The following is a 4,520-nucleotide window of genomic DNA, read 5'->3' on the forward strand; positions in this document are numbered from 1 at the left end:
GCAACCCCAACTTGTGGTGCGCGAACTAACAAGTCATCGTTTCGCGATCGCATGAATCGACGGATGCAAAAACCTAGAATTTGATAACCCGCAACTTGGGTTAATAAGAGCAGAAGGCAAGGAACAAAGAGGTGGCACAATTAGCTCCAAAATCCTTAACCCTAAGTGAGTGCGATCGCTTAGAATTAGAAAAACTCACAAATCGCCATAGCGCACAACAACAAATCGTATTGAGAGCCAAAATTATCTTGCTGGCAGATGAAGGAAAAAATAATCGTGAAATTGGGCGAGAATTGAACGTCAACCGAGTAATGGCTCGTAGATGGCGAGATCGATGGTTAGAGTTAAGCGAGCGATCGTTACCAGTAATTGAGAGATTACAAGACTCAGAACGTAGTGGTGCGCCTACAAAATTTAGTATCGAGCAAGTAGTCGATTTATTTGCCTTGGCGTGTGCAGAACCAGAGGATTATGGACGACCTATCAGCCATTGGACTGTAGGAGAACTTGCGGAGGAAATGGTAAAACAGGGTATCGTCGAAAGAATATCTCCACGTCATGTCGGACGACTATTAGAAGAGGCCGAAATTAAGCCACACCAGAAGCGGTACTGGTTGACCCCCCCCCGTTGATGAAGAATTTGATACTAAAGTTCACAACATTACTGATTTATACACAACTGCTATAGAACGTGATGTCCTTGGAGAACGAACAGTGTGTACTGATGAAATGACTGGTATTCAGGCAATTGAACGTCTATATAAAGACTTACCATTACGACCGGGAAAAGTTAAACGACAAGAATTTGAGTATATCCGTCATGGAACACAAGCTTTAATCGCCAATTTCAATGTCGTCACTGGTCAAATCATCCATCCAACTTGCACCAGATACCAGGACTGAAGAAGACTTTGCCCAAAATATCCGTAAAATGGTTGAGAGCGACCCTGATGCCAAAAAATGGCATTTAATTATGGATTGTCTCAACATCCATCAATCTGAATCCTTAGTTCGTCTGGTTGCAGAAAAAGAAGGGTTAAATATCGACCTCGGTGTCAAAGGCCAAAGCGGTATTCTCAAATCAATGCGATCGCGTGCAGCATTTTTAAGCGACCCAACACATAAGATTGTTTTCAATTACACCCCCAAACATTCTTCTTGGCTGAATCAAATTGAGATTTGGTTTAGTATCCTAATGCGTAAGTTGCTCAAGCGTGCAAGCTTTTCCAGTAAAGATAACCTTAAAACTCGCATCTTGCATTTTATCGACTACTTTAATCGCAAATCAGGCAAAACCATTTAAGTGGACTTATAAAGGCAAGGTTTTAGCTGTTTAATGGATACCTAATTTCCGCCGTATTGTACTAGTTATCAAAAAATCAGACTTACAAGCAGTCGGCTTAACCGTTGCAGCTGATAACAGAGCAGAGCAACTGTTTGTAGCAATATTCGCTAAAGCTAAACAGGTTTTAAACAAAACCGCACAAGAAACCAACCCAGACTTACAAATTACAATCGAAACTGGTTAGTAGGCTATTGTGTTTCGCAACGATCAAGAGTACAAGCAAGCTAACTTTACCGTTGGGTTAGAGAACTTAGAAACCGCTTCTGGTATCGATCCAGATGACTATTAATTTAACGCTTGCACAGTGCTTTGGTGAAAGTGCAACTCAAAACAACGAGACTTTAACAATTTATAAATCTGACTTGCCCGGATTAACCCCTGATGCTGAGAACCGTGCCGAACAATTACTAGCAGCTTTATTTCTTAAGTTGTTAGAAGAGTTTTCCGGAAGTCTTAACGACCCTCAAGGACAAAAAATTACAGACCCTCAAGGACAAACAATCACTTACGATAATTCCCTACTGTACTCGAAATTAAAGTTGTTTGCTTGGCGAATTAACTTTATAACTCGCAATTTGAGAATATATCGTCAAAAAACTATAGTCTGTCAATTTTTTTTCTTGACAGATACAGATTTAACTCCTAACAACTTTTAAATGGAAATTAAAGACTATCCCTACAAATCAAATCTCGATCCTAACGATAAGTTACTTTTACAAGATGGAACCGATAAAGCATATAAACACACTTTAGCCTCTAAAGTAGTTTCTAGTAGTAGTGGTAGCACTGGTAGCAATGGTGGTGCTAGTGCCAAGTGGTATCAAAAACAATCTGACTTTGAGTTGTCAGCAAATAATAAAACTCTCATAGCAACACCTAATAATATTATTGTCACTTTTTTTAGTACTCTTGTTGAAGGAGATGAAATAGAACTTAAACGCCTTAACCCTAATAATCAAGTTAAATTATCAGGGTTTGATAAAATTAATGGAGCTAGTTTAACACAATCGCAAGAAGTAGAGTTACTTGACAATGAATACTCAACTAAATTAATTTATTTGGATTCTAGTAACGGTTGGTTCTCAATTCCTACTAACCACATATCAATTAAATATCCGTTAAACTTACCCACTGATAATTTAGTTCAAAAGTTTTACGCTTTAGATATCAATGCTTTGAGCGATATAGCAATCCTAAATCATTCGTGAAAATGAATCATACATAAATATTTTCTGAAAATTAAAAATTTGATGGTGAGTGACAAGTTTAAATAATCTCTTAACCGAAGTAAAAGAGTTACACAAATGATAAAATTCCCTAACAAACTTTTTCGCTTGTAACCAAATATCTTCCACTGGATTTTGTTCTGGAGCGTTTGGGGCGAAGCGGATACAAGTAATTTTCCATTCGTCTTGAGCAAGACCTTTGTTTACTAAGTTTAAGTATTCTCGAATTTCGGCAGAACGATGATAACTGGCACCATCCCAAATCAACGTAATACGACTTTTAGGATACTGAGTGAGTAAATATTCAAGAAATGCTCGCGCGCACTGCGAGTTCCCTTTTTCGTAAGGTTTAATGAGAAATTCTTGAGTGTAATAGTAAAGGGCGCCAAAGTACGTTTGTCTTTGTTTCTCATTTCTAACTGGTACTTCAATTCTTTCAGAAGTATTGCCCCATACGTAACCGCAGATATCTCCCCACAACAGATGACACTCATCCTCAAAAAGTACAACCATCTCACCAGATACAATTTTACGTTGATGAGCATCTAGCCATGCAATTATTTCTGTTTTTTTTCCCAACTAATTCTGGGTCTTTGTTTGGATTCTTTTTTTGCGTCTTTTTCCAACTTATAGACGCCTGTTTAAACAGTTCATAGTAACTTTGATTTGACTCGAACACCACACCAAAAGTGTCTTCTATGTATTCTTTTAGTTCTGCTAAATGCCAATAATTCTTATGCTTGAGCCACTCAATTACGCAAGACCGTTGCACGCAATTAAGATAGCCTTTCGACCCTTTGTGCTTGAGCAACAGACCTGTAATGCCCTGTTCAACAAAAATATATTTCCATTTATTGACAAAGCCTACAGACACACCCAAAATCTTTCCTATGTCTGAATAAATATAGTTTTGCATCACCATCTGTACGGCTAGCGCTCGCTTTAATTCTCTTGGGTCTGGATTCCCTTGGATAAAATCTATCAACTCTTCCATCGCTCTAAAATATACCATGCATGATACCGCTTATACTTAGCATATCGTCGAGTGTCATTTTTCACAAATGATTTAGGATTGCTATAGTAAAGTATCCATTTGGAACGATACTGCAAGTTTGAAACATGCTACACAGAATGATTCTAACCAACAGGGCGTTTACAAGTCTAATATTTTTGGATCGTTACCTGGAGTGTACTTTAATGGCAACAGCTTCTATAACACAGACTTAAATTATTTAGCTGGTAAACTCTACACTATTGCTATTGTGGAGGCAAGAGAAACTACCAGTCAAACTTACATGTTCGGTCAAGATAACGGGGGAACTAATCAAGCGTTACACGTTGGCTACCGTGATAATACGACTTTCACGCTTGCACAGTTTGGTAATGATTTAAATGTTTAAAATGAGGGTTACACCAATGGTTTTAAATCTACTATTTGGATAGTTAGCAACAATAGTAGAGGTAAAGAAATTTGGAAGAATGGGGTAAAAGTTGGCGCAAATACTAATGCAGACTCTTTAAGCACTGGAAGTAATGGCAGATTGGGTAGAGCCGTTAACAATAATTTCCGGGGATACTTTGGTTTAGTTGCAACTTGGATTGAGAAAAAATCGATTGCAGACATTCAAAATATATTTTCAGCTATTAACGCAACTTTTAAAGTTTACTAGTTTATGTCTTATTGCAACGAGAAAAAACAAGCTATAGTTACGTACTCTTTTGCAGGAGGTGAAGTTAAGCGTTTTGAAACAGATAAAGTTCCCATTGATGTGACGACTGGCTATGCAGACAATGCGTCAGGTGTAGGTTTACATGAGTTAAAAAGAAATCCTTTTAACTTCCTGGATCGTTACAGTTTTACCATTGAAGCTCCCTCAGGAGTACCGAGAAACTTAAATCCTAAACCAGACATTTATTTATTGGCGGGGTTGTGGGATGACTACGGAACA

9 protein-coding genes are annotated in these 4,520 nt (G+C 38.0%); 7 read left to right on the forward strand and 2 right to left on the reverse strand.

Features of this window, described 5'->3' with window-relative positions; genetic code table 11:
• Window positions 1-131: 131 nt before the first annotated feature.
• From AABK37_RS40545 to AABK37_RS40565, 5 genes are all read left to right on the forward strand, one after another.
• Entirely contained in the window at window positions 132-632 is a 501-nt protein-coding gene (locus AABK37_RS40545) for a helix-turn-helix domain-containing protein (RefSeq protein WP_432557035.1), read from the forward strand.
• An 82-nt stretch (window positions 633-714) separates the two neighbouring features.
• Window positions 715-903, forward strand: a complete 189-nt coding sequence (locus tag AABK37_RS40550) for a hypothetical protein (RefSeq protein WP_432557036.1) — start codon at window positions 715-717, stop codon at window positions 901-903.
• The gene (locus AABK37_RS40555) at window positions 851-1,303 is read left to right on the forward strand and encodes a transposase (protein WP_432557037.1); all 453 of its coding nucleotides are present in this window, start codon (window positions 851-853) and stop codon (window positions 1,301-1,303) included. Before AABK37_RS40550 ends, AABK37_RS40555 begins: the two co-directional genes overlap by 53 nt.
• 320 nt (window positions 1,304-1,623) lie before the next feature.
• Window positions 1,624-2,001 carry a hypothetical protein gene (locus tag AABK37_RS40560; protein WP_432557038.1) on the forward strand — a complete coding sequence of 126 codons (378 nt, stop codon included), beginning with the start codon at window positions 1,624-1,626 and terminating at the stop codon, window positions 1,999-2,001.
• Window positions 2,002-2,553: a hypothetical protein gene (locus AABK37_RS40565; RefSeq protein ID WP_432557039.1), complete on the forward strand. Its 552-nt coding sequence runs from the start codon at window positions 2,002-2,004 to the stop codon at window positions 2,551-2,553.
• Here the strand turns inward: AABK37_RS40565 and AABK37_RS40570 are convergent.
• A protein-coding gene (locus tag AABK37_RS40570; protein WP_432557043.1) for an IS630 family transposase occupies window positions 2,539-3,565 on the reverse strand; the annotation gives its coding sequence in 2 pieces (ribosomal slippage) (window positions 2,539-3,148 and window positions 3,147-3,565; 1,029 coding nt in all). The two genes, AABK37_RS40565 and AABK37_RS40570, sit on opposite strands and share 15 nt — an antisense overlap.
• A gap of 118 nt (window positions 3,566-3,683) precedes the next feature.
• Between AABK37_RS40570 and AABK37_RS40575 the strand changes: the two genes are divergently transcribed.
• Window positions 3,684-3,971 (forward strand): hypothetical protein, encoded by a 288-nt coding sequence (locus AABK37_RS40575; RefSeq protein ID WP_432557040.1) that lies wholly within the window; start codon window positions 3,684-3,686, stop codon window positions 3,969-3,971.
• A gap of 8 nt (window positions 3,972-3,979) precedes the next feature.
• Here the strand turns inward: AABK37_RS40575 and AABK37_RS40580 are convergent, their stop codons facing one another.
• The gene (locus AABK37_RS40580; protein WP_432557041.1) at window positions 3,980-4,195 is read right to left on the reverse strand and encodes a hypothetical protein; all 216 of its coding nucleotides are present in this window, start codon (window positions 4,193-4,195) and stop codon (window positions 3,980-3,982) included.
• A gap of 49 nt (window positions 4,196-4,244) precedes the next feature.
• Between AABK37_RS40580 and AABK37_RS40585 the strand changes: the two genes are divergently transcribed.
• Window positions 4,245-4,520 (forward strand): hypothetical protein (locus tag AABK37_RS40585; RefSeq protein ID WP_432557042.1); only part of this gene is annotated, 276 nt, incomplete at its 3' end.

This window comes from Tolypothrix sp. VBCCA 56010, from assembly GCF_050875635.1.
In the GTDB taxonomy this organism is placed as follows: Bacteria; Cyanobacteriota; Cyanobacteriia; order Cyanobacteriales; family Nostocaceae; genus Hassallia.

What these genes read in the sequence shown, in the direction of transcription:
- AABK37_RS40555 (WP_432557037.1), top strand. Translation starts at nt 851, where the DNA reads ATGTCGTCACTGGTCAAATCATCCATCCAACTTGCACCAGATACCAGG.
- AABK37_RS40560 (WP_432557038.1), top strand. Translation starts at nt 1,624, where the DNA reads ATGACTATTAATTTAACGCTTGCACAGTGCTTTGGTGAAAGTGCAACT.
- AABK37_RS40565 (WP_432557039.1), top strand. Translation starts at nt 2,002, where the DNA reads ATGGAAATTAAAGACTATCCCTACAAATCAAATCTCGATCCTAACGAT.
- AABK37_RS40580 (WP_432557041.1), bottom strand. Translation starts at nt 4,195, where the DNA reads ATGTCTGCAATCGATTTTTTCTCAATCCAAGTTGCAACTAAACCAAAG.